Origin of the sequence: Leifsonia tongyongensis, assembly GCF_010686705.1 — a bacterium.
Taxonomy (GTDB): domain Bacteria; phylum Actinomycetota; class Actinomycetes; order Actinomycetales; family Microbacteriaceae; genus Diaminobutyricibacter; species Diaminobutyricibacter tongyongensis.
Genome location: NZ_JAAGWY010000002.1, coordinates 521246 through 545747 on the forward strand (window position 1 = coordinate 521246; position 24502 = coordinate 545747).

At 67.6% G+C, this 24502-nt stretch carries 25 protein-coding genes; all 25 read right to left on the reverse strand.

Translation table 11 applies throughout. The features are described 5' to 3' along the window. Window positions 1-26: 26 nt before the first annotated feature. Window positions 27-284 (reverse strand): DNA-directed RNA polymerase subunit omega, encoded by a 258-nt coding sequence (gene rpoZ / locus G3T36_RS10415; RefSeq protein ID WP_163289719.1) that lies wholly within the window; start codon window positions 282-284, stop codon window positions 27-29. A 104-nt stretch (window positions 285-388) separates the two neighbouring features. Continuing rightward, window positions 389-1315 (reverse strand): guanylate kinase, encoded by a 927-nt coding sequence (gmk, locus tag G3T36_RS10420; RefSeq protein ID WP_163289720.1) that lies wholly within the window; start codon window positions 1313-1315, stop codon window positions 389-391. Then, entirely contained in the window at window positions 1308-2192 is an 885-nt protein-coding gene (pyrF, locus tag G3T36_RS10425; RefSeq protein ID WP_338031544.1) for an orotidine-5'-phosphate decarboxylase, read from the reverse strand. The genes gmk and pyrF overlap by 8 nt, the downstream gene beginning before the upstream one ends. Further along, on the reverse strand, window positions 2189-5476 hold the full coding sequence (gene carB, locus G3T36_RS10430) for a carbamoyl-phosphate synthase large subunit (RefSeq protein WP_163289721.1): 3288 nt from the start codon (window positions 5474-5476) through the stop codon (window positions 2189-2191). The genes pyrF and carB overlap by 4 nt, the downstream gene beginning before the upstream one ends. Further along, a complete protein-coding gene (carA, locus tag G3T36_RS10435) occupies window positions 5476-6618 on the reverse strand; it encodes a glutamine-hydrolyzing carbamoyl-phosphate synthase small subunit (RefSeq protein WP_163289722.1) in 1143 nt (380 codons plus the stop codon). Before carA ends, carB begins: the two co-directional genes overlap by 1 nt. A 1-nt stretch (window position 6619) precedes the next feature. Continuing rightward, window positions 6620-7180 carry a PH-like domain-containing protein gene (locus G3T36_RS10440; RefSeq protein WP_193571064.1) on the reverse strand — a complete coding sequence of 187 codons (561 nt, stop codon included), beginning with the start codon at window positions 7178-7180 and terminating at the stop codon, window positions 6620-6622. After that, window positions 7173-8528, reverse strand: a complete 1356-nt coding sequence (locus G3T36_RS10445; protein WP_163289723.1) for a dihydroorotase — start codon at window positions 8526-8528, stop codon at window positions 7173-7175. Before G3T36_RS10445 ends, G3T36_RS10440 begins: the two co-directional genes overlap by 8 nt. Continuing rightward, complete coding sequence (locus tag G3T36_RS10450; protein WP_163289724.1) at window positions 8529-9482, reverse strand: aspartate carbamoyltransferase catalytic subunit; 954 nt, start codon at window positions 9480-9482, stop codon at window positions 8529-8531. After that, window positions 9479-10054, reverse strand: a complete 576-nt coding sequence (gene pyrR / locus G3T36_RS10455) for a bifunctional pyr operon transcriptional regulator/uracil phosphoribosyltransferase PyrR (protein ID WP_163289725.1) — start codon at window positions 10052-10054, stop codon at window positions 9479-9481. Before pyrR ends, G3T36_RS10450 begins: the two co-directional genes overlap by 4 nt. Window positions 10055-10133: 79 nt before the next feature. Continuing rightward, window positions 10134-10844, reverse strand: a complete 711-nt coding sequence (locus G3T36_RS10460) for a DsbA family protein (protein WP_163289726.1) — start codon at window positions 10842-10844, stop codon at window positions 10134-10136. 29 nt (window positions 10845-10873) lie between these two features. Beyond that, the gene (nusB, locus tag G3T36_RS10465; RefSeq protein WP_163289727.1) at window positions 10874-11293 is read right to left on the reverse strand and encodes a transcription antitermination factor NusB; all 420 of its coding nucleotides are present in this window, start codon (window positions 11291-11293) and stop codon (window positions 10874-10876) included. Window positions 11294-11306: 13 nt separating this feature from the next. Then, window positions 11307-11870: an elongation factor P gene (gene efp / locus G3T36_RS10470; RefSeq protein WP_163289728.1), complete on the reverse strand. Its 564-nt coding sequence runs from the start codon at window positions 11868-11870 to the stop codon at window positions 11307-11309. Window positions 11871-11999: 129 nt separating this feature from the next. Further along, window positions 12000-12437: a type II 3-dehydroquinate dehydratase gene (locus G3T36_RS10475; RefSeq protein WP_163289729.1), complete on the reverse strand. Its 438-nt coding sequence runs from the start codon at window positions 12435-12437 to the stop codon at window positions 12000-12002. Between the two features lie 6 nt (window positions 12438-12443). Further along, window positions 12444-12842, reverse strand: a complete 399-nt coding sequence (locus G3T36_RS10480; protein ID WP_163289730.1) for a hypothetical protein — start codon at window positions 12840-12842, stop codon at window positions 12444-12446. A gap of 2 nt (window positions 12843-12844) precedes the next feature. After that, window positions 12845-13933 (reverse strand): 3-dehydroquinate synthase, encoded by a 1089-nt coding sequence (gene aroB / locus G3T36_RS10485; RefSeq protein ID WP_163289731.1) that lies wholly within the window; start codon window positions 13931-13933, stop codon window positions 12845-12847. Then, window positions 13930-14418, reverse strand: a complete 489-nt coding sequence (locus tag G3T36_RS10490; RefSeq protein ID WP_163289732.1) for a shikimate kinase — start codon at window positions 14416-14418, stop codon at window positions 13930-13932. Before G3T36_RS10490 ends, aroB begins: the two co-directional genes overlap by 4 nt. Next, window positions 14415-15626, reverse strand: a complete 1212-nt coding sequence (gene aroC, locus G3T36_RS10495; RefSeq protein ID WP_163289733.1) for a chorismate synthase — start codon at window positions 15624-15626, stop codon at window positions 14415-14417. Before aroC ends, G3T36_RS10490 begins: the two co-directional genes overlap by 4 nt. Before the next feature lie 59 nt (window positions 15627-15685). After that, window positions 15686-16924 carry a shikimate dehydrogenase family protein gene (locus tag G3T36_RS10500; protein ID WP_163289734.1) on the reverse strand — a complete coding sequence of 413 codons (1239 nt, stop codon included), beginning with the start codon at window positions 16922-16924 and terminating at the stop codon, window positions 15686-15688. Further along, window positions 16917-18242, reverse strand: a complete 1326-nt coding sequence (mltG, locus tag G3T36_RS10505) for an endolytic transglycosylase MltG (RefSeq protein WP_163289735.1) — start codon at window positions 18240-18242, stop codon at window positions 16917-16919. Before mltG ends, G3T36_RS10500 begins: the two co-directional genes overlap by 8 nt. A gap of 40 nt (window positions 18243-18282) precedes the next feature. Continuing rightward, the gene (gene ruvX, locus G3T36_RS10510) at window positions 18283-18750 is read right to left on the reverse strand and encodes a Holliday junction resolvase RuvX (RefSeq protein ID WP_163289736.1); all 468 of its coding nucleotides are present in this window, start codon (window positions 18748-18750) and stop codon (window positions 18283-18285) included. 10 nt (window positions 18751-18760) lie between these two features. Beyond that, window positions 18761-21418: an alanine--tRNA ligase gene (alaS, locus tag G3T36_RS10515; protein ID WP_163289737.1), complete on the reverse strand. Its 2658-nt coding sequence runs from the start codon at window positions 21416-21418 to the stop codon at window positions 18761-18763. A 45-nt stretch (window positions 21419-21463) separates the two neighbouring features. Continuing rightward, on the reverse strand, window positions 21464-21661 hold the full coding sequence (locus G3T36_RS10520) for a hypothetical protein (protein WP_163289738.1): 198 nt from the start codon (window positions 21659-21661) through the stop codon (window positions 21464-21466). A 57-nt stretch (window positions 21662-21718) separates the two neighbouring features. Continuing rightward, window positions 21719-22138: a DUF948 domain-containing protein gene (locus G3T36_RS10525; RefSeq protein WP_338031581.1), complete on the reverse strand. Its 420-nt coding sequence runs from the start codon at window positions 22136-22138 to the stop codon at window positions 21719-21721. A gap of 116 nt (window positions 22139-22254) precedes the next feature. After that, window positions 22255-22884, reverse strand: a complete 630-nt coding sequence (gene rpsD / locus G3T36_RS10530; RefSeq protein ID WP_163289739.1) for a 30S ribosomal protein S4 — start codon at window positions 22882-22884, stop codon at window positions 22255-22257. 178 nt (window positions 22885-23062) lie between these two features. Then, entirely contained in the window at window positions 23063-24403 is a 1341-nt protein-coding gene (locus tag G3T36_RS10535; protein ID WP_163289740.1) for a replication-associated recombination protein A, read from the reverse strand. Between the last annotated feature and the right edge of the window lie 99 nt (window positions 24404-24502).

Consider the following 24502-nt stretch of genomic DNA (forward strand, 5'->3'; position numbering starts at 1 on the left):
CCGCCTTCTGGCGACCCTCGACACCGCTACTCGACGATCGGCTTGATGACGAGCTTGTCCTCGTTGATCTCGTGGAGCGCGACCGAGAGCGGCTTGTCGTCGATCGTCGAGTCGACGAGCGGACCGACGTTGTCGAACAGGCTGCCCTCGTGGAGGTCGGCGTAATAGTCGTTGATCTGGCGAGCGCGCTTGGAGGCGAAGATCACCAGCGCGTACTTCGATTCGACTTTGGCGAGGACGTCGTCGATCGGCGGGTCGATGATGCCTTTGAGGTTGGTTCCCATACGTGTACTGCTCCTTGATAGAGGTCTGGTCGTCGGTCGACGAGCGCTGCGAGACGCACGCTGCGAGGCGAACACAGTGAAGTCTCGGTGGGGCGCGGCGACGGCTACGAGCGCGACGGCGCCGTGCGGATCTTCATCAAGTCTACGACCTCGCGAGCGGCATCGGCCACGTCGCTGTTCACGACCCGGTAGTCGAACTCGTCCTGGGCGGCGAGTTCGACCTTAGCGGTCTCCAGTCTGCGCTGCTGTTCGGCCGAGTCTTCGGTGCCTCGCCCGATGAGTCTGCGCACCAGCTCCTCCCAGGTCGGCGGAAGGAGGAAGATCAACCGGGCCTCGGGCATCGCCGCCCGGACGCTGCGCGCGCCCTGGAGGTCGATCTCGAGGAGGACGCTGCGCCCCGCCTCCAGCGCTTGTTCGATGGGACGGCGAGGAGTGCCGTAGCGCGAGGCATTGTGGACGGTCGCCCACTCGAGCAGCTCCCCCGCCCCGATCATGCGGTCGAACTCGGCGTCGTCGACGAAGAAGTAGTTCACGCCGTCGACTTCACCCGGACGGGGTGACCGCGTCGTCGCCGAAACGGAGAGCAGCACATCGGGATAGTTCTCACGGATGTAACCCGCGACACTGCCCTTGCCGACGGCCGTCGGTCCGGCGAGCACGACGAGCCGGTTGGGACGCCGTCCGTGGTTCGCAGCCTCGCGATCGACGAGGTATTCACGCAGGCGCACCCGCTGGTGCTTGCCCAGGCCGCCGAGCCGTTTCGCCGGGGAGATCGCGAGTCTCTCGAGCGCCTCGTGCATCTTGGTCGTGCCGATGGCGGGCACGCTGAGCAGGAACTCCGTCACCCGAAGTCGGCCCTCGATGCCCTCGGGCTCCTCGGACGATCGGTCGAGAACGGTCAGCGACGATACGTCTCCGCTCGCGATGGTGGCCTTGACTGCGGCCCGGGCACGGCGTGCCGCGATCGCCGCGCGCGATGCGGCGACCCGGTCGACGTCGGGCGGGGTCGGGCGGTTGCCGAGCTCAGCCAATCTCGGCCCCCAGTTCGGCCCGAACCTGCTCGGCACGTACCCCGACGACCTCCGCGATGCGTTCGGGGCCCGCAGCCAGGATTGCGCGGGACTCGCTCACGATCGTGGCCGGCGCGTACGAGCCGAAGATCGAGCGGGCCGCAGACAGTGCGGCCCCTTGGTGGCCGAAACCGGGCGCGAGGACCGGCGGTGGGTTGAAGCCGGCCGGTGAGCCGGTGTCGATGCCGAATCGCGAGAGATCGAGGGTCGCTCCGATGACGACACCGATCGACCCGAAGGGATGCGCGGACTGGGCTTCGTTGAACGCCTTCACATCTTCGATGATGGCACGGGAGACCGTTCGCGCGCTGCCGTTCTCCACAGGCAGGACGGCGCGCTGGATCAGTTCCGCCTCCGGGTTCGAGGTGGCGGCGAGAACGAACAGTCCTTTGCCCGACGCCTCGGCCAGCGCCATCGGCTCAGCGATCGAGCCGACTCCCTGGAAAGCCGCGATCGTCATCGCGTCCGCCTCCAGGGGCGAGCCCGGCGTGAGCCAGGCCTGGGCGTACGCTTCGACGGTCGTGCCGATGTCGCCGCGTTTCGCGTCGGCGATCACGAGGAGGCCGGCAGCGCGCGCCGAAGCGAGCACATCTTCGAGCGCAGCGTAACCCGCCGCGCCGAAACGCTCGAAGAAGGCGACCTGGGGTTTCACGATGCCGGCCCGGCCCGCCGCGGCGTCCACGACCCGCAGGCCGAAGTCCCGTGCACCGCCGCCCGATTCCTCGAGACCCCACTCGCGGAGCAGGTGAGGGTGCGGATCGATGCCGACGCACAGCCGGCCGAACTCGGCGAAGACCGACGCCAGCCGGTCCCCGAACGCCGTCGTCGAAGCGGTCACAGCCGCGCCGCCCGATCGAGTGCGTACTGCTGAAGCGAGCGGACCTCGAACCCTTCGCGGATGGCGTCGACCGAGGCGACGGCAGCGCTGAGTTCTGCGATCGTCGTGAACAGCGGCTTGTCGCCGGCGACGGCGGCGGCGCGGATCTCGTAGCCGTCTGCGCGGGCGGAGCGGCCGCTCGGGGTGTTGATCACCACATCCACTTCATTGCGGTTGATCAGGTCGACGATCGACGGGGCCTCGCCGTCGGGGGCGTCGCTGAACTTGCGAACGACACGCGCGCGGATCCCGTTCCGGTTGAGCACTTCGGCCGTGCCTTCAGTCGCCAGGATCTCGAAGCCCAGCTGCTGCAGGCGCAGCACCGGCAGCACGATGGAGCGCTTGTCGCGGTCGGAGACGGAGACGAACGCCGTGCCGCCGAGGGGCATCCCGCCGTAGGCGGCGGACTGGCTCTTGGCGAACGCCCGGGGGAAGTCCTTGTCGATGCCCATGACCTCACCGGTGGAACGCATCTCCGGGCCGAGCACGGAGTCGACGATCTGGCCTTCGCGCGTGCGGAACCGCTTGAACGGGAGCACGGCCTCCTTGACGGCGACCGGCGAGTCCATCGGGATGACCGACCCGTCCTGCACCGGGAGAAGACCCTCCTCGATCAGGTCGGCGACCATCTCCCCCACCATGATGCGCGACGCGGCCTTCGCGAGCGGGATTCCGAGCGCTTTCGACACGAACGGCACTGTGCGCGACGCGCGTGGATTCGCCTCGAGGACGTAGAGCACACCGGCGCCGATCGCGAACTGCACGTTCAGCAGCCCACGCACACCGATGCCCTCGGCGATCTTGAGGGTCGCATCGCGCACCCGATCGATCTCCTGGCGGCCGAGCGTGACAGGCGGAAGTGTGCAGCTCGAGTCGCCCGAGTGGATGCCGGCCTCCTCGATGTGCTCCATGACGCCTCCGATGTAGAGGCGTTCACCGTCGTAGAGGGCGTCGACGTCGATCTCGATCGCATCGTCGAGGAAGCGGTCGACCAGCAACGGATGGGCGGGGCCGACGATGCCCTGGTTGGCGACCCGCTCGAAGTAGTCCGCGAGCGACGGGCTGTCGTATACGATCTCCATTCCGCGACCGCCGAGCACGTAGCTCGGGCGGACGAGCACCGGGTAGCCGATCTGTTCGGCCACGGTGACTGCGCCCGCGAAGTCGTGCGCCGTCCCGTTGCGGGGCGCGAGGAGGCCCGCGTTCTCGAGGATCTCCGCGAACAGGCCGCGTTCCTCCGCGAGGTCGATCGCCTCCGGGGTGGTCCCGAGGATGGGCACCCCGGCGGCCTGCAGCCCCTTGGCCAGCCCCAGCGCCGTCTGCCCGCCGAGCTGCACGACGACTCCCACGAGTTCGCCGGTCCGGCTCTCCGCATGGATGACCTCCAGCACGTCCTCCAGGGTGAGCGGCTCGAAGTAGAGGCGGTCGCTCGTGTCGTAGTCGGTCGAGACCGTCTCCGGGTTGCAGTTGATCATGATCGTCTCGAAACCGGCATCGTGCAGCGCGAAGGATGCGTGGACGCACGAGTAGTCGAACTCGACGCCCTGGCCGATGCGGTTGGGGCCGGATCCCAGGATGACCACCTTGCGCCTGTCGCTCGGCTCGACTTCCGTCTCGAGGTCGTAGCTCGAGTAGTGGTACGGCGTGAGCGCCGGGAACTCGCCTGCGCAGGTGTCGACCGTCTTGTAGACGGGCCGGACGTCGAGGATGTGGCGGATCTCCCGCACGTCCGCCTCGCCGAACCCGCGGAGCTGGCCGATCTGCGCATCCGAGAATCCGTGGTCCTTCGCGTAGCGGAGCGTGTCCGTGTCGAGGGTCTCAGCGGTGCGTACCTGCTCGGCGATGTCGTTGATCAGCACGATCTGGTCGATGAACCAGGGATCGATCTTCGTCGCCTCGAAGACCTGCCCGATCGTCGCACCCAGGCGGAGGGCCTGCTGCACATCGACGATGCGGCCGTCGGTCGGGGTGGCGATCGACTCGAGCAGCTGTTCCAAGGTGCGGTCTTCGGTGCCCCAGTGGAAGGACGAGCCGCGCTTCTCGAGAGAACGGAGCGCCTTCTGGAGCGCGCTCGCGTAGTTGCGGCCGATCGCCATCGCCTCGCCGACGGACTTCATGGTCGTCGTGAGGGTCGGATCGGCGGCGGGGAACTTCTCGAAGGCGAAGCGCGGAACCTTCACGACGACGTAGTCGAGCGTCGGCTCGAAGCTGGCCGGGGTCACCCTCGTGATGTCGTTGGGGATCTCGTCGAGACGGTAGCCGATGGCGAGCTTGGCGGCGATCTTCGCGATCGGGAACCCGGTCGCCTTCGATGCGAGCGCGGACGACCGGGAGACCCGCGGGTTCATCTCGATCACGATCACGCGCCCGTCCGCCGGGTCGACCGCGAACTGGATGTTGCACCCGCCGGTGTCGACCCCGACGGCGCGGATGATGTCGATCCCGATGTCGCGCAGGTTCTGGTACTCGCGATCGGTCAGGGTGAGCGCCGGGGCCACCGTGATCGAGTCGCCGGTGTGCACCCCGACCGGGTCGACGTTCTCGATCGAGCAGACGACCACCGTGTTGTCGGCGGTGTCGCGCATCAGTTCGAGTTCGTACTCTTTCCAGCCGAGGATCGACTCCTCCAGCAGCACCTCGCTCGTGGGGCTCTGGTGCAGGCCGTCGCCGACGATCCGGCGCAGCTCCTTTTCGGTGTGGGCGAATCCGGAGCCCAGGCCGCCCATCGTGAACGAGGGACGGACGACGAGCGGGTAGCCGAGGTCTTCTGCGAAGCCGACCGCCTCTTCGACCGAATGCGCGATGTGCGAGCGCGCGACATCCGCTCCCGCCGCGATGACGAGATCCTTGAAGATCTGGCGGTCCTCACCTTTCTGGATCGCCTCGAACTTCGCCCCGATGAGCTCGACGCCGTACTTCTCGAGGATGCCGTGCTCGTGGAGCTGGATGGCCGCGTTGAGCGCCGTCTGGCCGCCCAGGGTGGGCAGGATCGCATCCGGTCGCTCCGTGGCGATGATCGTCTCGATGACCTGCCAGGTGATCGGCTCTACGTAGGTCGCGTCGGCGAAGTCGGGGTCGGTCATGATCGTCGCCGGGTTGGAGTTGACGAGGATGACGCGCACGCCCTCCTCGCGCAGCACGCGGCACGCCTGGGTGCCCGAGTAGTCGAACTCGCACGCCTGCCCGATGACGATCGGCCCGGAGCCGATGACCAGGACGCTCTTGATGTCTTCCCTGCGTGGCATTACTCAGCGTCTCCCTGGGTACTCAGGACCATGTCCCTGAACCTGTCGAACAGGTAGTTGGCGTCGTGGGGCCCGGCGGCCGCCTCGGGGTGGTACTGCACGCTGAACGCGTTGAGGTCAAGGCAGTTCAGGCCCTCGACGACGTTGTCGTTGAGGCTGAAGTGACTGACCTCGACCCGGCCGAAGCCGGCCGGCGACTCGATGATGCCCTCGATGGGTGCGTCGACCGCGAAACCGTGGTTCTGCGAGGTGATCTCGACGCGGCCCGTGGACTTGTCGAGAACGGGCTGGTTGATCCCGCGGTGGCCGAAGGGCAGCTTGTACGTGCCGAAGCCGAGAGCTCGCCCGAGCAGCTGGTTGCCGAAGCAGATGCCGAAGTAGGGCACGCCGGCGCGGAGCACCTCCTGCAGCAGGGCGACATGGCGATCGGATGCACTCGGGTCGCCGGGCCCGTTCGAGAAGAACAGGGCCGACGGCTCCAGCTCGAGCACGTCGGTCGCCGAGACCATCTGAGGGAGCACATGGACGTCGAAGCCGCGGGCTGCCAGGTAGGCGAGGGTGGATGCCTTGACACCGAGGTCGAGGACCGCCACGGACCCGATGCGGTCGCCGACCGCGGGCACGGTGAACGGCTCGGGGGTGGAGACCTCCGCGGAGAGGTTGCGGCCGGACATCTCGGCGCCGCTGCGCACGAGGTCGAGCTGTTCGCTGTCGCTGAGCTCGAAATCGGGCCCGGAGAAGATGCCGGAACGCATGGCTCCCGCCGACCGGATGTGACGGGTGACGGCGCGGGTGTCGATGCCGCTGATTCCGACGACACCCCCGGCGACGAGGTCGTCGTCCAGGCTGCGGGTCGCGCGGAAGTTCGAGACGATGCGCGACGGTTCGCGCACGACGTAGCCGGCCACCCAGATGCGACGCGACTCCATGTCTTCGTCGTTCGTGCCGGTGTTGCCGATATGCGGCGCCGTCATCAGGACGATCTGCCCGGCGTAGGACGGGTCGGTGAGCGTCTCCTGGTATCCGGTCATGCCTGTCGCGAAGACCGCCTCGCCGAGCGTGCGGCCCGTCGCGCCGTAGGCGCGCCCGACGTAGCGTTTGCCGTCCTCGAGGACGAGGACTGCGGGTTCGAACCCTGCCACCTCACACCTCCCTTTCGTTGGTCTGTTCCGTGCCGGGGTCGCCGATCGCACCGGGCGACCGCCCGCGCGCCGCTTCCGGCAGGATGTCTGTCACGGCGCCGATGATCGACGCCCGTTCGGCCGGGTCGATGACCCGGAGGTAGCTGTCGACGACCGTGCCGCCGTTTGTTGTCCAGGCGATCCGGACCAGACCGTCGGTCTCGACCACGCGATCGATCGCCCAGGTCGCGACACCGACGCCGAGGAGGGCGGATGCGCGGATGAAGACGAGGTTCGCCCCGGTGATGGCGAGCGAAAGGCCATCGGCGGCGACCGAGACCGTCGCGCGACCGCGGAAGCCGAGATCCGGCAGCACGAGACGCTCGAGGGGCTTGTCGTGAACCGTCGTCGCGACGTACAGGGTCTCCGCCTCGAAAGTCGGGGATGCCGCATCCGCCGGCAGTTCGTAACTCGCTCCGAGACCGGCATCGCGCCGGGCGCGCCGGCGCCAGGCCACGAGGAGTACGACGAGGATGAGGGCTGCCACCGCGATCGCCACGAGCGTGGGAACGAGCTTATCCATTGTTGGACTCCATCCAGAAAGCCGCTTGGGCGGCCACCTCGTCCGGCGGCAGCACGGCTCCGTCGAGAACCGTCGGGTAGCCGTGGTGGAAGGTCGCAACGACGTGACCGGGCAGGTCCATCGACAGGTAGGGCGAGTTGACGCCCTTGCCCACGAGATCGCGTGTCGAGAAGGTCCGGCTCCCCTGTGGGTCGTACAGAAGGAATTCGGCCGGGGCGCCGGCGGCAATGGTGCCGTGACCGGTCAGTCGCCCGATCGCCGCTGGTGCGCTCGACAGGACGCGCGCGACGTCGTTCCAGTCGAGCTGGCCGCTCCTGACCACCGCGGCGTGGACGACGGAAAGCGCGGACTCGAGCCCGACCATCCCGAACGCTGCGGCATCCCACTCGCAGTCCTTCGCTTCGACCGGATGCGGTGCGTGGTCGGTTGCGACGATGTCGATCGTTCCATCGGCGAGCCCGGCGCGAAGCGCTTCGACGTCCTCGCGGCGTCGGAGTGGCGGGTTGACCTTGTACCGTGCGTCGTAGCCGGCCGCGAGCTCTTCGGTGAGCAGCAGGTGGTGCGGCGTCACCTCTGCGGTGACGTCGATCCCGCGCGCCTTGGCCCACCGGACCACGTCGACCGATCCCGCCGTCGACACATGGCAGACGTGCAGGCGCGAGCCGACATGCTCAGCGAGCAGGACGTCTCGGGCGATGATCGACTCCTCGGCGACAGCGGGCCAGCCGGTGAGGCCGAGTTCGCCCGAAAGGGCGCCCTCGTTCATCTGGGCGCCGGCGGTCAGGCGTGGCTCCTGGGCGTGCTGCGCGATGACGCCGTCGAACGCCTTCACGTATTCGAGGGCTCGCCGCATGAGCAGCGGATCGGAGACGCACTTGCCGTCATCGGAGAAGACCCGGACCCTCGCCCGCGAATCCGCCATGGCTCCGAGCTCGGCCAGACGCTCGCCCTCGAGCCCGACCGTCACCGCGCCGATGGGCCGCACGGTCGCATAGCCTGCGCGGTCGCCAAGGGACAGGACCTGCTCCACAACGCCCGCAGTGTCAGCAACCGGCGAGGTGTTCGCCATGGCGAACACGGCAGTGAAACCCCCGGCCGCGGCGGCGCGCGTGCCCGTCAGAACGGTCTCGCTCTGCTCGAAGCCGGGTTCGCGCAGGTGTGTGTGCAGGTCGACCAGCCCGGGAAGTGCAAGCAGACCGTCCGCATCGACGACGGTCGCGCCTGCGGAGGAGAGCCCGGTTCCGGTGTCGGCGATCCGGCCGTTCTCCACGAGCAGATCGGTCGTCGTGCCGTCGGCCAGCGTCGCACCACGGACCAGGTGCCGAGCGCGTGCGTTGTCAGTTCCCATTTACGAGTCCTCCCGATCTCCGGACAGCAGGAGGTACAGCGCGGCCATCCTCACAGACACCCCGTTCGCGACCTGTTCCCTCACGGTCGACTGCGGTGAGTCGGCCGCAGCAGCCGAGATCTCGAGGCCCCTGTTCATCGGGCCGGGGTGCATCACAATGCTATCGGGGCGCAGGCGGGCGAGCCGTTCGTCGTCGAGCCCCCAGCGCCGCGCGTATTCGCGGCTGTTCGGGAAGAATGCCGCGTTCATCCGCTCGGCCTGGATGCGCAGCATCATCACGACATCGGGGCTGCCCGCGTCGATCGCTTCGTCCAGGTCGAAGCCGACCTCGGCCGGCCAGCCGCTCACATCCACCGGAAGGAGCGTCGGAGGAGCGACCAGCCTGATCCGGGCTCCGAGGGTGTCGAGCAGCCACACGTTGGAGCGGGCGACCCTCGAGTGCAGGATGTCGCCGACGATGGTCACCGTCACGCCGTCGAGGTCGCGGCCGCGCGAGCCGGCCCCGTGGAGGCGCCGACGGATCGTGAACGCATCCAGCAGGGCCTGCGTGGGATGCTCGTGCGTGCCGTCGCCTGCGTTGATGATGCCGGCGTCGATCCAGCCGCTGGAGGCCAGGGTGTGCGGTGCGCCGGAGGCGGGGTGACGCACGACGACCGCATCCGCGCCCATGGCGGCGAGGGTCTGAGCGGTGTCCTTCAGGCTTTCGCCCTTCGACACGCTCGACCCTTTCGCACTGAAATTGATGACGTCGGCAGAGAGGCGCTTGGCCGCGGCCTCGAACGAGATGCGGGTGCGCGTCGAATCCTCGAAGAAGAGGTTGACGACGGTCTTGCCCCGCAGCGTCGGCAGCTTCTTGACCTCCCGTCCCTGTACGTCGGCCATGTCCTCGGCGACATCGAGCAGCCGGATCGCGTCGTCGCGATCGAGACCCTTGGTCGAGAGCAGGTGCCTCATGAGCGCGCCTCCCGTGTGGTGTCCGAAACGATCCCGTCGGGCGAATCGATGGTCACGTACTCGTCTCCGTCGACTTCGGTCAGACGGACGTTGATGCGTTCGGATGCGGCGCTCGGCAGGTTCTTCCCGACGAAGTCGGCGCGGATGGGGAGCTCCCGGTGCCCGCGGTCGACCAGCACTGCAAGGCGCACGACGCGTGGTCTCCCGAGGTCGCTCAGCGCATCGAGGGCGGCCCGGATCGTGCGGCCGGAGAACAGGACATCGTCGACGAGGACGACCGTCTTGCCGTCGATCGGACCGGGCAGCGACGTCGGAGACGGCGCCCGCGTCGGGTTGCGCGACAGGTCGTCGCGGTACATCGTGACGTCGAGCGACCCGACGATCGATTCGCCTGTGCCCGGCTCGATCCGCTCGATGGTCTCCGCGATCCGGCGGGCGAGGGCGACACCACGTGTCGGGATGCCGAGGATGACCAGATCGCTCACGCCCCGGTTGGACTCCAGGATCTCGTGAGAGATCCGAGTCAACGCCCGGGTGATGTCAGCCTGCTGGAGCACTGTGCGCACCGTCATGCCGACCCCCTTTCCCGCCTCACAGGACGGCTCTTAAAGGATGTCTACCTCGACGAGCATAGCCTGTCTTCGAGCGGGTTCAGTGCGAGTCGAGGAACTTCGCAAACGCCTTCTCGTCGGTGATGCTCCCGCCGTAGGAGATGCCGTTGACGAGAACCGTCGGCGTGCCCTTGATCTGCGTGATGTCGGCGTTCTTGATCGGTCCGGCCAGGGCATGCTGCGTGATCGACTGCGCCCAGGCCTGGTTCGCTCCCGTCGCCAGACACGACGAGATGTCCGGCACACCGAGCGCCGTCGCCATCGACACCAGCTTCTTGTCGGGCAGTCCGTCGCTGCCCTCCTTGGGCTGGTTCTTGTACAGCGCGGTGAGGTAGTCGAGCGTGGCATCCGGCGTCGACTCCGCGACGCAGGTGAGGGCAGCGGATGCGCGGCTCGAGTACTGCGTACCGCTCGACGACGGGTCGAGGAACATGAGCGGATGAAGACGCACGGTCGCGGTGCCGTCGGCCACGGCGCCGGCGAGGGTGGCCCCGTTCGTCAGATCGAACTCCTGGCAGTACGGGCACATCGGATCGAAATAGACATCAACGGTCTTCGCACCCGAACCGACCTGGATGAAACCGTCATCGAAGTGCACGGCCCCGCTCGTGCCGGTCGGCACCGAGACGGTCGGCGTGGGAATGGTTGCTGCGCTGGAGCAGGCGCCCACTCCAATGCTGATCGCAGCCGCCAGGACGAGGGCGCCGGCCGTCGTCAGGGCGCGGATGAGCGTGTTGCGGCGTCGAGCCATGAGGCTGCCTTTTCCTGGTCGGATCGCGGTCAGCCCGCGGATTTGGTCTGGGCGATCTTCGCGAGGAGCCCGTTGATGAAGCCGGCCGAGTCCTCGGTCGAGAGAACCGTTGCGGCCTCGACGGCTTCGGAGATGGCGACGCCGTCGGGAACCTCGTCGTTGAAGACGACCTCCCAGATGCCGATCCGCAGGATGGCGCGGTCGACCACCGGCATGCGCGCGAGCGTCCACCCCTGCGAGTAGGTCTCGATCAGTTCGTCGATCTCATCGCCGTTGTCGATCACGCCGTCGAGGATCTCGCGCGCATAGAGCCACGATGCCTCACGCTGGGGTTCGCTGGCAGCCCGTTCCGCTTCCGTCGCCAGCGCCTGGTTCAGCGGTATCTGGCGCAGGTCGGCGCCGTACAGCACATCGAGCGCCCGTTTGCGCGCTTTCGTCCGTGCACTCATCGCGAGACGGCGGTCAGTCGTTCACGCGGCCGAGGTAGTCCCCGGTACGCGTGTCGACCTTGACCTTGGTTCCGGTCTCGAGGAACAGCGGCACCTGGATCTGGTAGCCGGTCTCGACCGTTGCCGGCTTCGTTCCGCCGGTCGAGCGGTCGCCCTGCAGGCCCGGCTCGGTGTAAGTGATCTCGAGGGTCACGGATGCGGGGAGCTCGACGTAGAGCGGCTCGCCTTCGTGCAACGCAACGGTCACCGACTGGTTCTCGAGCATGAAGTTCGAGGCGTCGCCGACGACGACACCGGACACGGTGAGCTGGTTGTAGTCGGAGGTGTCCATGAAGACGTAGCCGTCGCCGTCCTGGTACAGGTACTGGAAGTCGCGACGATCCACGTTGGCCGTCTCGATCTTGGCGCCCGCGTTGAAGGTGCGGTCGACGGTCTTGCCGCTGGTGACGTTCTTCAGCTTGGTTCGCACGAATGCGCCGCCCTTGCCGGGCTTGACATGCTGGAACTCGATCACCGTCCACAGCTGGCCGTCCATGTTGAGGACGACGCCGTTCCGGATGTCAGCGGTTGAAGCCATGCGAGAGTATTCCGTTCGATTGAGGAAGCGTGAGTGGACCGACGGCGACACGCGCGCCTGCAGCCGACGAGAGGACACTTCGGTCCCGATGGGTGCCGGATGCCCGGCGACCACAAGAGATTCTAGTTGTCAGAGCGCGTTTCGGCGAATGTACGCGAGCGCGAGGCGGTAGGACTCGAACCCGAACCCGGCGATCACACCCGTGACGACGGGAGTCAGTACGCTCGTGTGACGGAACTCCTCCCGGGCGTGCGGGTTCGAGATGTGCACCTCGACGACGGGGATCCCGGCCTTCGTGACCATGGAGACCGCATCCTGGAGCGCGTACGAGTAGTGGGTCCAGGCGCCCGCGTTGAGGATGACCGGGGTGCGCTCGTCGACCGCCGCGTGCAGCCAGCCCAGCATCACCCCTTCGTCGTCGGTCTGTCGCAGGTCGACGGTCAGCTCGGGCGCATCCGCAACGAGCTGCGCGCGCAGGTCGTCCAGTGTCGCCGACCCGTAGACGGCGGGTTCACGCGTTCCGAGGCGCCCGAGGTTCGGGCCGTTCAGGACCAGCACTGTGCTCATGGCGCCTCAGCCTACCGGCGCTTCGCCCGGCTCGAGCGGGCGGACGCGCACCGCTGACCACGTGTCGTCGAGCGCGACGTTGCTGTTGGGGCGCCAGCCGAAAGCCCCGGATTCCCGCATGATCGTGTCGCGGTTCAGGTCAGCCCGGTTCCCCTTGGGGTAGCAGAACCAGACCGCGCGGGCATTCATGAGCCCGGGCAGTTCGGATGCGAAACGCTCGAGGAGTTCGGCCCGGGTGCCCACGAAGACGATCGCGACGGATGCCTCCGCCGTGCCCTCCCGTGTGAGACGGGCGCCATCGGGCAGTTCTCCGAGCCGGACAGCGTCGCCGTCCGTGCCCGCGACGAGCGCGACGATATCCCCCGGCTTGATCTGCAGCTTCTGCGCAACGGTTCGTTCCGTCATCGTCAGGATCCGATCTCCTGGTAAGCGGCGAAGAGGAGGCTGGCGTCGGGGCCGGCGAGCACCGTCGGCCGGGCGATGTCGTCGAGCACGATGAACCGGAGCATCCCGCCGCGTGCCTTCTTGTCGCGCTGCATGGTCGCGAGCAGCGTCTGCCAGCGGCCGAGCGGGTAGGTCACCGGGAGGCTCAGCGATTCGAGGATGCGCTTGTGCCGGTCGGCCACTTCGTCGGAGAGCCTGCCGCTCAGCCGGGCCAGTTCCGCAGCGAACATCATGCCCACCGCGACAGCCGCACCGTGCCTCCACTGGTAGCGCTCGGCGTGCTCGATGGCGTGGCCCAGGGTGTGACCGTAGTTCAGGATCTCGCGCAGCCCGGCCTCGGTGAAGTCCTCGCCCACCACGCGGGCCTTGATGCCGATCGACAGCTCGACCAGCCTGCGGAACTCGGGCGTGCGCGGATCCGTCGCGCGATCCGCATCCGCCTCGATGATGTCGAGGATCTCCGGTTCGGCGATGAAACCGCACTTCACGACCTCGGCGAACCCAGCGAGGATCTCGTTGCGCGGCAGCGAGTCGAGGGTGTCGAGGTCGGCGACGACCGCCGCCGGCGCATAGAACGCTCCGACGAGGTTCTTGCCCTCGGCGGTGTTGATGCCGGTCTTCCCGCCGACCGACGCGTCGACCATCCCGAGCAGGGTGGTCGGGACCTGCACGAGCCGGACGCCTCGGAGCCAGGTGGCCGCAACGAACCCCGCCAGGTCGGTGACCGCGCCTCCGCCGAACCCGATGACGGCATCCGTTCGCGTGAAGTCGGCTTGCCCCAGTACCTGCCAGCAGAACGCTGCGACCTCGACACGTTTACCGGCTTCGGCGTCGGGGATCTCGGCGAGCAGCACCTCATACTGTCCCAGCAGGGATTCCCTCAGCTCGGCGGCAGCCGCTCCGAGCGTCGGCGGATGCACGATCAGGACCTTCTTCACCCCCGCGCCGAGATGCGTACCGAGCGAGGCGAGAAGGCCGCGCCCGACGGACACGGTGTACTGGTGCTCCCCCGGCACGATGATCTCGGTGGCGCTGTCGTGGGACTCGGTCATCGGTTTCCTTCCACCCATAGGGCGATCTCTTCGACGATGGCGTCCAGCGGCCGCGTCGATGTGTCGGTGCTGTAGTCGGCGAGGGATGCGTAGAGTTCTGCGCGGCTGTCCACGAGCGCCTGCCAGGAGGCCAGGTCGGTCACGAGGGGGCGTTTCGTTGTGCCGATGCGAGCCGCGACGGCGTCCGCGTCCACCGTCAGCAGGATGACGGACGCTGCCGCAAGGTCGGCCTGCGTCTGCGGGTCGAGCACCGCGCCTCCGCCGAGAGACACGACGGCGTGCTGGTCCAGCGCGCGAACGACGGCCTCGCGTTCGAGTCGTCGGAAATACGGCTCGCCGTGATCGGCGAAGATCTGCGCGATCGGCCCGTGCTCGGCGACGATCTCGTGGTCCGTGTCGATGAACGGGCGACCCAGCCGGGTGGCGAGACGCTTGCCGATCCGCGTCTTGCCGGCCGCGGGCGGACCGATGAGGACGACGGTCACGTGGAGTACGGCGCCACCAGGCGCGCAGTGGCGAGATTCGCCGGAATGGCGTCGAGGTATCCGGTGAGGTTGCGGGCGGTCTCTGTGACGGAGTCTCCCCCGAACTTCTCGAGGACGGAGTTGGCGAGCACCAGCGCGACCATCGCCTCCGCGACGACACCGGCAGCGGGAACGGCGCACACGTCCGAGCGCTGGTGGTGGGCGGGTGCGGCCTCGCTGGTTGCCACGTCGATGGTGCGGAGCGCGTGCGGAATCGTCGCGATCGGCTTCATGCCGGCGCGGACGCGAAGCACGGTCCCCGTGCTCATGCCTCCCTCGGTTCCGCCGGCCTTGTCGCTTGTGCGCGCGATCCCCCCGTCGGCCTGGACGAGTTCGTCGTGCGCCTGCGAGCCCCGGCGGGTGGTGGTGAGGAAGCCGTCGCCGACCTCGACACCTTTGATGGCCTGGATGCCCATGAGGGCGGCTGCGAGCTGCGAGTCGAGGCGCCGATCCCAGTGCACGTGGGATCCGAGTCCGGGCGGCAGGCCGTACGCCAGCACCTCGACGACGCCGCCCAGAGTGTCCCCGTCCTTGTGGGCGGCGTCCACTTCGGCGACCATGCGCTCGGAGGTCTGCGGATCGAAGCAGCGGAGCGGGTCAGCATCGAGGGCGGCGACATCGGACGGCAGCGGCAGCGGGCTGTCCTCCGGCACGCGGACGGGACCGATCGCGAGCGTGTGGCTGACAAGCGTGATGCCGAGCTGTTCGAGGAACGAGCGGGCCACGGCTCCCAGAGCGACACGGGCGGCGGTCTCGCGGGCGCTGGCGCGCTCCAGCACGGGACGCGCCTCGTCGAAGCCGTACTTCTGCATGCCGACGAGATCGGCGTGACCGGGGCGCGGGCGCGTGAGCGGCGCGCCGCGGCCTCCGGATAGCTGCTCGGGGTCGACGGGCTCCGGGCTCATCACCTCGACCCACTTGGGCCACTCGGTGTTGCCGATCCGAACGGCGATCGGGCTGCCGAGGCTGAAACCGTGACGCACGCCGCCCGAGAGAGTGAGCTCATCCTGTTCGAATTTCATTCGAGCTCCGCGACCGTAGCCGAGCTTGCGGCGCGCGAGGTCGGCACGGATGCCGTCAAGCGCGACCGGCACGCCGGCCGGCAGGCCCTCGAGGATTGCGATGAGTTCCGGGCCGTGAGACTCTCCGGCGGTCAGCCAACGAAGCATGCTATCGATTCTGGCATAGCGGATGCACGCGGAATTCCGATGTGACGCGGTGGAGGCCCTTACTCGTCGACGGGCTCGTCGGCCTCCTCATCGATGAGACGGCCGGTGGCATCGATCCCCACTGCAGCGAGCATCGCCGCGAGGACGGCGTCCTCGTCGTCGAGGGGCTGAAGAGGATCGCCGCTGACGAAGATCCGGACTTGCAGCAGGGCCTGATGGGTGAGCATCGCGAGCCCCGATACGACGGTGCCGCCCACCCCGGCCCAGGCACGTGCGAAGGTGCTCGGCCACGGGTCGTAGGAGACGTCGAGCAGGGTCGCGCGACGGCGCGTCGAGTCGGTGAAGAGCACATCCGCCCCCGCTCCTGCGGGCAGCGTACTCACCACGAGGTCCGGTACGTCGAGTGTGCGATCGGCCTGGCCGAGAGAACGGATCGCGATCATCAGGCCGAGCGAGTGCGCAAGCGGCTCGAGCCAGACGCTCCGTTCGAGCGACCGTGCAGCGACGACGACTTTCTCGGCCCCCAATTCGGCCGCGGCGACCATCGCCGAAGCGGCCGTGGCTCCCCCGCCGAGGATGAGCACATAGCGGGCACTCGTCAGTCCGGCCGCTGCCAGAGCCCGGACGATGCCCGCGACGTCGGTGTTGAAGCCGCGAATGACGACGGAAGCGCCATCGTGCTCCCCGTCGGACTCCGTCTCCGCGTCATGCGGGGCGAGCTCGGCCACCGCGGCCTCGGAATCGTCGAACAGCACCGTGTTCGCGGCGCCCGTCACCGAGGCCACGCGGTCGGTGTCGTTGAGCAGAGGGATGACGGCCTGCTTGAGGGGCATCGTCAGCGACAGACCACGCCACTCGGCATCACGCGCGCACGCGTCGATGAACGCCGGAAGCGCATCTTCGGCGACCTCGACGGCTTCGTACGACCAGTCCAGGCCAAGGGCGGCATAGGCGGCAGCGTGAAGTGCAGGCGACTTGGAGTGCGCTATCGGCGAGCCGAGCACGGCAAGCCTGCGAGGAGCCGCAGCTTCGGCCTCTTCGAGCTCTACGGCTTCTTCGAGCTCTGCGGCTTCGTCGAGCTCTTCGAGTTCTGCCGGCTCTGCGCCGTCGTCGGGCGCGGACTCGTCGGCGGCGGACTGAGCACTGTCGACAGCGTCGTCGAGCACCTCGACCTCCTCGAACTCGTCCAGCTCCGTCTCGACATCGGCCTCGACGAGTGCTTCGACGGTCTCCGAGGGGTCGGCCTCTGCCTCCGTGGCGGGGGTCGTATCGGCCGGCTTCGCGCGCTTGCTATCCATACCCGGGGTTGTCCCTCATCCATTGCTGCCACTTCTGGACAGCGGCGTCGTGTTGTGCCTGCGTTGTCGAGAAGATCGTCTCACCGGTCTTCAGGTTCCAGGTGACGAAGTACATCCACGGGCCGGTGGCCGGGTGAACCGCCGCGTTGATCGCGAGATCCCCGGGGTTGGAGATCGGTCCCACCGGCAGCCCGGGGTGAGCGTAGGTGTTGTACGGGTCGGAGGCGTCAGCCCGTTCCTTGTCGGTTGTCGTAACCGTGTCGGTGTGCCCCGTTCCATAGGCGACCGTGGCATCCGACTGGAGGTTCCAGCCCTGCGCAAGACGGTTGAGGAACACCCGCGACACCTTCGGATACTCGGGGGCCAGCCCGGCTTCTCGCTGCACGATGGATGCGAGCACGACGGTCTTCCAGCGATCCGCCGGCGCCACCCCGGCCTGGTCGAGGGCGGTGAAACTCCGGTCGACGAGCGTTTTGATCACAGCGTGCGCGCTCGTGCCGGGGATGAACTTGTAGGTCGCCGGGAAGAGGAAACCCTCCAGCGTCTTCGCCTGGGCAGGGACACCGTACGATCTGACGTCGGCCGCAGCTTTCTGAAGGTCGGCCAGCGGGAGTTTCGTCGCGTCAGCCAGCAGCGGCAGGATGTCCTTCTCCGCGGTGCCCTCCGGAATCACGGCAGTCTGGTCGACGCGCGTCTTCGGGTCCTCCAGCATGGTGAGTGCCGCTTGTGCGCTCATCTGTTTCGCCAGCCGGTAGGCGCCGGGCTGGAACACGGGCTCCGGATGCTGCTTCAGCAGCAGACCGTAGAACGCGTCGAACGTCTTCGTGACCCCCGCCTTCTGAAGAGTCGTGGCGATGTCGGAGCCGTTGTCACCGGTCTTGATGGTGACCAGCACCTCGCCCTTACCGGATCCCTTGTAGTCGTTCGGTTCGAAGCTCGCGACGATCTTGGCGATCTGGGGCTGGAAGATCGCATAGGCCGCCGCGCCCATCCCGCCGAGGATCAGCAGGATCACGAGCGTGACCCAGAGCGGCTTCAGGCTGCGCTTCTTCCTGCGCGGCTTCTGGTGCGAGACATAATGCTGCTGACGCCAGGCCAGCGGCGACTCGTGGTGCTGCGTTTCATCGGGTGCCGCGGAGGTAACGGTCTCCGGGCCCGTAACCGGCACGCCCCGCCCTTCGGCCGCGCGAGCCTCGCGTCTCGTCAGCGGCCGGCCCTCCGGCTGCACGACCGGAGCGTCGGCCGGAGACTCAGCGGGGGTCCGGAACAGCTCGTCGAACGGATCGAACTCGTCGCGCGGGCCGTCGTCCGGCGCCACCGGGCCCCTGTGCCCGGGCGAAGGAGGGGTGTGCGACAAGCTAGCTTCCAATGTTCGGTACGACGAGAGTGCCGGGAGGGCGTCCTGCGGCACGCTCCGCATCGAGGGCGTGCTGCAAAATTATCGTGGCGGCGACCTGATCCACCACCGGTCGTGCGGTTTTCGAGTTCTTGCCTGACGCCCGGAGCGCCGAATGCGCTGAGACGGTCGACAATCTCTCGTCCACCAGCCTCACATCGGCATCCAGGTCGGCCGCAAGCGTCCGGGCGAAATCGACTGCGTCATCGGTGGATGCCGTATGAGCACCCGAAAGCGCAAGCGGAAGTCCCACGATAACTTCGAAAGCTCCGACTTCAGTAACAATTCCGGCGATCCTCAGACGATCTGCACCATCTTCGGAGCGTGCGACGGTCTCGACGGGTGTCGCGAGCATCCCGTGCAGGTCGGAGCGGCTCACGCCGATCCGCACTTTGCCGACGTCGATGCCGACTCGCACGCCTGAACGCACCGCTTGGCCCCTATCCGGCGATCGCCTGGGTCACGGCTGCCAACGCCGCGGGGATCGCCTCGACCGAGGCGCCGCCGCCCTGTGCGAGGTCGTCCTTGCCGCCCCCGCCGCCGCCGAGAACACCCGCCGCGATGCGAGCGAGAGCGCCGGCCTTGGCGCCGCTGTCACGTGCAGCCTGATTGGTGGCGACGATCACCACGGGCTTCGCGCCGACTTCGGCCGCCAGTGCAACCACTGCGGGGTCGGAGCCCAGCCGTTCACGCACGGTGGTGACGAGCAGCCGCAGATCGTCGGCAGAGTTCAGCGTGCCGGTCTCCTGGGCGACGAGGCGGACACCACCGTGGTGAGCGGCCGAGTCCAGCAGCCCGGGAACCTTGTCGAGCACAGCGCGCGCCTCGAATGCGGCGATCCGCTTCTCGGCCGTCTTCAGGCTCGCAACCAGGTCGGCGATCTTCTCGGGCAGCTGTTCGCGTGGGGTCTTGAGGCTCCCCGACAGCTGGGAGACGATCGCTCGCTCCGCCGCCAGATCGCGGAAAGCCTCGATGCCGACCAGGGACTCGACACGGCGATTCGTCGAACCGACCGAAGACTCGCTGACGAGGTTGATCATCCCGATCTCAGCGCTGGACGTCACGTGCGTTCCCGCGCAGAGCTCGCGCGACCACGGGCCGCCGATGTCGACGACACGCACCGTCTCGCCGTACTTCTCACCGAAGAGCGCCATCGCTCCGAGCGATTTCGCCTGTGCGAGAGGCATCTCCCGGGTGACGACCTCGAGATTGTCGCGGATGGCGTTGTTCGAGATCTCCTCGATCTCCGAGCGTGTCTCCGCCGACAGACCCTGGTTCCAGGAGAAGTCGAGTCGCAGGTAGCCCGCCTTGTTGTACGAACCGGACTGGTGGGCGTTGGGGCCGAGCACCTGGCGGAGCGCCGCGTGGATGATGTGGGTGCCCGAATGCGCCTGACGTGCTCCGCGACGATACTCGCGGTCGACGACGCTCGTCGCGGGCGAACCGACTCCGACTTCGCCACTGCGCACCTGCACGGTGTGGCTGATCAGCCCCTTGACGGGCTTCTGCACGTCGAGGACCTCGAGCTCGTAGCCCGGTCCGACGATGAGGCCGGCGTCGGCGTCCTGACCACCGGACTCCGCGTAGAGCGCGGTGGCTCCCAGAATCACTTCGGCGACCTGGCCGGCACGCGCCGTCCGCACGGATTCGCCGTCCACGATCAGGCCGAGCACGCTGGACTCGGTTTCGAGTTCCGTGTACCCCGTGAACACCGTCTCGCCGAGCGAGCGGAACGTGCTGTACACCGAGAGGTCGGCCAGTGCGGTCTTCTTGGCCTTCGCATCCGCCTTCGCGCGAGCCCGCTGGCTCGCCATCAAGGAGTCGAACGCCTTGCGATCGACGCTGAGCCCCGCCTCCTCGGCCATCTCGAGCGTCAGGTCGATCGGGAAGCCGTAGGTGTCGTGCAGCAGGAACGCCGTGTCACCGGCCAGCTCCGACTTGCCGGCGCGCTGTGTGTTCGCCACGGCGGTGTCGAGGATGCCCGTGCCGCTCGTCAGCGTGCGCAGGAACGCCTCCTCTTCGGCGTACGCCAGCCGGGAGATGCGCGTGAAGTCGGACGCGACTTCGGGATACGCCGCCATCATCGCATCGCGCGATGCTGTGAACAGTTCGGGGAAGGTCGCCGTCTCGACGCCCAGCAGACGCATGGAGCGCACGGTGCGGCGAAGGAGGCGACGCAGGATGTACCCGCGACCTTCGTTCGACGGCGTGACGCCGTCGGACATGAGCATCAGCGCACTGCGCACGTGGTCGGCGATGACGCGTAGCCGCACGTCGTCCTCATGGATCGCGCCGTACGTTTTGCCCGCGAGCGCGGCCGCGCGGTCGAGCACCGGACGCACCTGGTCGATCTCATACATGTTCTCGACGCCCTGCTTGAGGAACGCCACACGCTCGAGGCCCATGCCGGTGTCGATGTTCTTGCGGGGAAGATCGCCGAGGATCTCGAAATCGGCCTTGCCCGTGCCCTCGCCGCGAAGATACTGCATGAAGACCAGGTTCCAGATCTCCACGTAGCGGTCGTCGTCGGTCGCCGGTCCGCCGTCGATCCCGTAGGCGGGTCCACGGTCGAAGAAGATCTCCGAGCAGGGTCCCGCCGGTCCGGGCTGGCCGGTCGACCAGTAGTTGGTGTCCTTCCCGAGGCCCTGGATGCGGTCATCCGGAAGCCCTGCGACGCGACGCCAGATCTCGCGCGCCTCGTCGTCGTCCTCATAGACCGTGACCCACAGGTCCTTCGGCTCGAACCCGAGACCGCCGTCGGCCTCGCTCGTCGTCAGGAGCTCCCAGGCGTAGGTGATCGCCTGCTCCTTGAAATAGTCGCCGAACGAGAAGTTTCCGCACATCTGGAAGAACGTGCCGTGGCGGGGCGTCTTGCCGACCTCTTCGATGTCGTTCGTCCTGATGCACTTCTGCACGCTCGTGGCGCGCGGGAAAGGCGCGGGCACGAGACCGGTCAGGTAGGGGACGAACGGCACCATTCCGGCGACGGTGAAAAGCAACGACGGATCGTCGCTGACCAGCGAAGCGGAAGGGACGACGGTGTGGGCACGGGCAGCGAAGAAATCGAGCCAGCGCCTGTGGATTTCGGCAGTCTGCATGGGTTCCGGTAGGTAGAGGGGACGGACGAAGGCGGCAGAGGCGGATCAGGCCTCGGCGTCTTCGATCGCTGAGCGCAGTTCGGCCTCACGCTTGCGGTAGCCGTCTGACACAGCCGAACCGAAATCGCGGGCCTTCTTGTCGAGGCCGCTGAAGAACTGCTTGCCCTGAGGGGTTTCGTTGACCTTGTGCGCGACAGCGAAACCGATCGCGATGCCGACGACGAGCCACAGAAAACTCTTCATGGTGCGTACTCCCTGGTTGATGGGGCGCCGTTCACGAACGAAACGCCTCGGGTCAGTTTAGTGCGTGCTACCGCGCTTCCGCCGGGAGCCGGAGCGCCCTGTGGAATCGTCGGAGGTGGCCCTGCCGGCGCCCGCCGTCGCCCGGAACGCCGCGCGAACCGCGGCGCTGAAGCCGGCCAGTTTGATGAGCGGGCCACCCACCGTGGCGGCGAACAGGGCGACCAGTGCGGAGACGTTTCCCGTGACGTCCGCGACGTTCTTGGTTATCACGTCGACCCGCGCAAGCTGCTTGTTGGTCTCCTGGATGGTGGTCGCCGTCTCCTCCAGGATGGGCGTGAGCCCGTCGCTCGCATCCTTGATGGCGGACCGCGTCTCGTCGAGAACCCGGCCGAGCTTCACGAGGGGCAGGGCGAGGAACCCCACCAGGACGGCGAACACCACCGCCGCGATGAGCCCTGCGATGTCGCCACCCGTCACGAGTCCACCATCCATTCCGCCAACGGCATATTATCGGCCGCCCGTATCTATCCTGCCCGAAAAACGCATGAAGCGGGCCACCCGTGAGGTGACCCGCTTCCTAGCGTAGACGCAAGTTATCGCGCTGCGTAGTACTCGACGACGAGCTGGACCTCACACGTGACCGGAACCTCGGCACGCTTCGGGCGACGCACAAGGCGCGCGTGAAGCTTGTCGAGCTCGACCTCGAGGTAGGCCGGGGTCTTGGGGAGGACGTCGACGTGACCGCCGGCCGCTGCCACCTGGAACGGCTCGGTGCCCTCGCTGCGCGCCTTGACGTGGATCAGCTGACCCGGCTTGACGCGGAACGACGGACGGTCGACGAGCTTGCCGTCGACGAGGATGTGACGGTGCACTACCATCTGGCGGGCCTGGGCCGTGGTGCGGGCGAAGCCGGCACGGAGCACGAGAGCGTCGAGACGCATCTCGAGGAGCTCGACCAGGTTCTCACCGGTCAGGCCCTGGGTGCGACGGGCCTCTTCGAACGCGATGCGAAGCTGCTTCTCGCGGATGCCGTACTGGGCACGCAGACGCTGCTTCTCGCGCAGACGGACGGCGTAGTCGGAGTCGGCCTTGCGCTTGGTGCGACCGTGCTCGCCGGGGGCGTACGGACGCTTCTCGAGGTACTTGGCTGCCTTCGGGGTCAGGGCGATGCCCAGTGACCGCGACAGGCGGGTCTTGCTACGGGTACGTGACTTGGTAGACACGAGGTCCTTTCGGTTGTCTCTCTAACAGTGTGAAATGCAGGCACACAGGATCGTCCTGCAGTATTAGAGGGATGGTGCCAGGGAAGCCCGGCTACAGGGCCTTTCCCTTCGAGAACGTTTGTCGACGCAGCCGCACGCGACACCCGCTTCTAGGCTGATCGATTCTAGCAGATCGTCGTCAGTGCCCGCGCACGATGCGACGGAGCTTGGCGAGCCGCGCCGACACGTCCCGCTCGTTGCCGTGCTCGGTCGGCTCGTAGTAGATCGCATTCTTGAGTTCGTTGGGCAGGTACTGCTGCTGCAGCACGCCGAGCTCGTCGTCGTGCGGGTACTTGTAGCCCTTGCCGTGGCCGAGCCGTTTCGCACCGGGATAGTGGGCGTCGCGCAGGTGTTTCGGCACGCGACCCATCGTGCCGGCCCGCACGTCGGCGATCGCCTTGTCGAGGGCCATGTACGCAGCGTTCGACTTGGGAGCGGTGGCCAGGTGGACGACGGCCTGGGCCAGCGGGATGCGCCCCTCGGGCATGCCGATCAGCTGCACCGCGTCCGCCGCTGCGACAGCGATCACCAGGGACTGCGGGTCGGCCATGCCGATGTCCTCGGAGGCGAGCACGATGATCCTCCGGGCGATGAAGCGCGGGTCCTCCCCCGCCTCGATCATGCGCGCGAGGTAGTGGAGCGACGCGTCGACGTCGGAGCCCCGCACGGACTTGATGAAGGCGCTGATCACGTCGTAGTGCTCGTCGCCGTTCCGGTCGTAACGCAGCAGGGCCCGGTCGACGGCCTGTGCGACCAGCTCGGCAGTGATGACTGGTCTGTCCGCCGACGTCGCCGGCGTCGACGAGTCAGCGGAGACGGATGCCGCCTCGAGGGCGGTGAGCGCGCGCCGTGCGTCACCGGAGGCGAGACGGATGATCGCCGACCGTGCATCCGCCTCGAGCACGAAGCGGTCACGGAGACCGCGCTCGTCGACGAGTGCGCGATCGACGACGACTCCCAGGTCGTCGTCGCTCAGCGTCTCGAGGGTGAGGAGCAGGGAGCGCGACAGCAGTGGCGAGATCACGGAGAACGACGGGTTCTCCGTCGTCGCTGCAACGAGGATCACCCATCCGTTCTCGACGCCGGGGAGCAGGGCGTCCTGCTGGGCCTTCGTGAACCGGTGGATCTCATCGAGGAACAGCACCGTCGAGATCCCGTACAGGTCACGGGTCGAGAGCGCTTCTTCCATGACCTGCCGAACATCTCGGACACCGGCGGAGACGGCCGATAGCTCGACGAACCTTCGGCCGGACGAGTGGGCGATGGCCTGGGCGAGCGTGGTCTTGCCCGTTCCCGGAGGGCCCCACAGGATGACCGAGACCGAGCCGCGCTCACCAGTCGTGTCCGACGCCAGGCTCACGAGTGGTGAGCCCGGGGTGAGCAGGTGCCGCTGGCCCGCCACCTCGTCGAGGCTCTTCGGTCGCATGCGCACGGCGAGGGGTGTTGCTCCGCTGCGGAGCCCCGGTTGCACATCGACCATGGGTCAAGGCTAGTTGCTTCCGCCGACACCGCCGCGCGACGATCCACAGGAGCATTTGGCCGCCATAGCTCGGTCGCATAAAGTTCATCTGAGGTCCTG

Coding starts and splice junctions, on each gene's coding strand:
- pyrR (WP_163289725.1), bottom strand. CDS start 10,054: ATGACGGTGCGCACAGTGCTCCAGCAGGCTGACATCACCCGGGCGTTG.
- G3T36_RS10520 (WP_163289738.1), bottom strand. CDS start 21,661: ATGAAGAGTTTTCTGTGGCTCGTCGTCGGCATCGCGATCGGTTTCGCT.
- G3T36_RS10445 (WP_163289723.1), bottom strand. CDS start 8,528: ATGGGAACTGACAACGCACGCGCTCGGCACCTGGTCCGTGGTGCGACG.
- G3T36_RS10440 (WP_193571064.1), bottom strand. CDS start 7,180: ATGGATAAGCTCGTTCCCACGCTCGTGGCGATCGCGGTGGCAGCCCTC.
- G3T36_RS10535 (WP_163289740.1), bottom strand. CDS start 24,403: ATGGTCGATGTGCAACCGGGGCTCCGCAGCGGAGCAACACCCCTCGCC.
- G3T36_RS10475 (WP_163289729.1), bottom strand. CDS start 12,437: ATGAGCACAGTGCTGGTCCTGAACGGCCCGAACCTCGGGCGCCTCGGA.
- aroC (WP_163289733.1), bottom strand. CDS start 15,626: ATGCTTCGTTGGCTGACCGCCGGAGAGTCTCACGGCCCGGAACTCATC.
- G3T36_RS10500 (WP_163289734.1), bottom strand. CDS start 16,924: ATGGATAGCAAGCGCGCGAAGCCGGCCGATACGACCCCCGCCACGGAG.
- aroB (WP_163289731.1), bottom strand. CDS start 13,933: ATGACCGAGTCCCACGACAGCGCCACCGAGATCATCGTGCCGGGGGAG.
- nusB (WP_163289727.1), bottom strand. CDS start 11,293: ATGAGTGCACGGACGAAAGCGCGCAAACGGGCGCTCGATGTGCTGTAC.
- rpoZ (WP_163289719.1), bottom strand. CDS start 284: ATGGGAACCAACCTCAAAGGCATCATCGACCCGCCGATCGACGACGTC.
- G3T36_RS10480 (WP_163289730.1), bottom strand. CDS start 12,842: ATGACGGAACGAACCGTTGCGCAGAAGCTGCAGATCAAGCCGGGGGAT.
- efp (WP_163289728.1), bottom strand. CDS start 11,870: ATGGCTTCAACCGCTGACATCCGGAACGGCGTCGTCCTCAACATGGAC.
- alaS (WP_163289737.1), bottom strand. CDS start 21,418: ATGCAGACTGCCGAAATCCACAGGCGCTGGCTCGATTTCTTCGCTGCC.
- G3T36_RS10460 (WP_163289726.1), bottom strand. CDS start 10,844: ATGGCTCGACGCCGCAACACGCTCATCCGCGCCCTGACGACGGCCGGC.
- carB (WP_163289721.1), bottom strand. CDS start 5,476: ATGCCACGCAGGGAAGACATCAAGAGCGTCCTGGTCATCGGCTCCGGG.
- G3T36_RS10450 (WP_163289724.1), bottom strand. CDS start 9,482: ATGAGGCACCTGCTCTCGACCAAGGGTCTCGATCGCGACGACGCGATC.